Annotated in this window: 3 protein-coding genes; all 3 read left to right on the forward strand. The window is 45.1% G+C overall.

Going from position 1 to position 1,892, the window contains the following annotated elements; genetic code table 11:
- The first annotated feature begins 128 nt into the window (after window positions 1–128).
- From PSI23_RS21160 to PSI23_RS21170, 3 genes are read left to right on the forward strand one after another with little or no spacing between them, the layout of a single operon-like run.
- Window positions 129–1,373 carry a hypothetical protein gene (locus tag PSI23_RS21160; protein WP_273556927.1) on the forward strand — a complete coding sequence of 415 codons (1,245 nt, stop codon included), beginning with the start codon at window positions 129–131 and terminating at the stop codon, window positions 1,371–1,373.
- A complete protein-coding gene (locus tag PSI23_RS21165; protein ID WP_273556925.1) occupies window positions 1,366–1,536 on the forward strand; it encodes a DUF4222 domain-containing protein in 171 nt (56 codons plus the stop codon). Before PSI23_RS21160 ends, PSI23_RS21165 begins: the two co-directional genes overlap by 8 nt.
- Window positions 1,537–1,538: 2 nt before the next feature.
- Complete coding sequence (locus PSI23_RS21170; RefSeq protein WP_273556926.1) at window positions 1,539–1,844, forward strand: hypothetical protein; 306 nt, start codon at window positions 1,539–1,541, stop codon at window positions 1,842–1,844.
- Window positions 1,845–1,892 lie beyond the last annotated feature (48 nt).

Consider the following 1,892-nt stretch of genomic DNA (forward strand, 5'->3'; position numbering starts at 1 on the left):
GTAGACGGTCAGTGGCTCTATGTCTATGCCGATCACATTCGCTTTTTGACTAAAAAACGCCACCGTGTTGAGGGTGTTCGGGTTCAGGGTTACACGGCAAAAGGAATAGAGCTGCGAGAGGTGGTGTGATGGTCATTATGTCTGGTGACTCCTTGAGACTAAGGAGTCCTATTGTCGCGGTCATTAACCCAGTGACCTCGAAGAATACCGTAGTCCTCAGTTTGGCTGGTTCAATGGTCACTGAATCAATGACCAATGGACACTCAGCGAACTTGATGAATGTTAATGACAAAAGTTCATTATGTTCAGCCAGTCAGAAACACAAAATAACTGTACCATCTGTACCAATTAACAATAAACATATATTTATCAATGTATTGAGTTGGTACAGTTATTTAAATATCTGTGCCATATCTGTACCACAACTGTACCTGTTAAAAAGAGGAAGCCAGCCAGAAAGAAACCTTTCACTCTCTGGCGGATGTGTGAATATTTTCAGACACCACTCAACGAAACTTTGCGCTCAGTCATCGGCTGAAATTTTAGCTGATGGGTATACGAATATTTTCGGACACCTCAGTAACTCATTGATATCTAATCAGACGCCAGATTTGGCGTTTGGTCATACTTTGGCTGTCCCGATTATTTCGGGTCAGTTACCTAATCCATTGAAATATAGTCAAGCGGCATATTTGCAGTCTGGTCATAATCTGCGCGTATCATTTAGCGACGCGCAAACTTTGCGACTGTCATTTAGTCAGGTGCAAAAAGAAAAGGATAGCACGGCGAATGCTACCCTTTGGCGTAAAGCACATTTGCTTTACGAAGAATTACAACAGCTTAAAAGGCTCACCTCTTTAAGAGATGTGGTTAGTTATTGCTCAATGCCGCGAGATTGTAACTCTTTGCGGATAATTCTCTTTATCCATGCAGATATAGATTCATCACCATCAATTTTCATCGCTTCCCTCATAGCTTGTTCCAATTGTGGCTCGACTCTGAATGCAATTTGTTTATTGCCTCTTGGCAAATATGTGTTTGACATATGTAATACTCAGGGTGTATGTTGTTTGTGTCTGACAGTGTACAACACATTTATGTCAGATGTAAAACAACAACGCCCCGAAGTGCTACCAACACTATCGAGGCGTCTAGCCAACAACGTAATGGAGTCTTACGCTATGGATACACCACAGCATAACCAAACTCGCCTTAAATTTACATTCCTAATTGCATCTGGCACTCAGCGGCTGGTGGATATTCACCCCATGCGCCTTATCACTGTACTGGCAGACAGCGAAGGAGAAGCCCGTCTACTGGCAGGTATCCCCTCACTGATATTTGTTTCTCGTCAGGGGGCTAACCATGCGTAACCCCGCGCCCCATGACTATTACACCCATCAGAACGGGGAAACTGTTCAAGTGCTGTCGGTCGCCTTTAACCGCGTGACGTTTGTCCGTGAAGGTTATACCTACCCGTGCATTATGCCATTAAGCCGTTTCACTCAAGAATACACCTACGCAGGGAGAGCCTGATCATGTCTGATATCTATAACCACTTGGTACGCACCAGCTTTAACGATCTGAGCACTGAGGAACTGAAAGACTTACGTAAGCATTCCGAAGGGGCGTTGAGTGGCGTGATGGCGGCGATGTCTGCGATGGGGGAAATGGCTTTCTGGTCAGCCGATAATGAAAACTATGCAGATTGTCAGGCAAGGGAGGATTTACGCCGCGTGGGTGAAGCCCTGATGTATTTGCCAAAAATAGCAAAGGCACTCAACGACACAGCACAGCACGCCCAGTTTGAAATTCATCACCGCGAGGGATTCCCGAAATGGTAAGCCATATTGATATTCGTTCGGTGAAAGCGGCGGCGCAAAATCAGTGGC

This window comes from Xenorhabdus yunnanensis, assembly GCF_028598805.1.
In the GTDB taxonomy this organism is placed as follows: domain Bacteria; phylum Pseudomonadota; class Gammaproteobacteria; order Enterobacterales; family Enterobacteriaceae; genus Xenorhabdus; species Xenorhabdus yunnanensis.

Excerpts from the sequence above, each read along its gene's own strand:
- PSI23_RS21165 (WP_273556925.1), top strand. The coding sequence starts at position 1,366 with ATGCGTAACCCCGCGCCCCATGACTATTACACCCATCAGAACGGGGAA.
- PSI23_RS21160 (WP_273556927.1), top strand. The coding sequence starts at position 129 with ATGGTCATTATGTCTGGTGACTCCTTGAGACTAAGGAGTCCTATTGTC.
- PSI23_RS21170 (WP_273556926.1), top strand. The coding sequence starts at position 1,539 with ATGTCTGATATCTATAACCACTTGGTACGCACCAGCTTTAACGATCTG.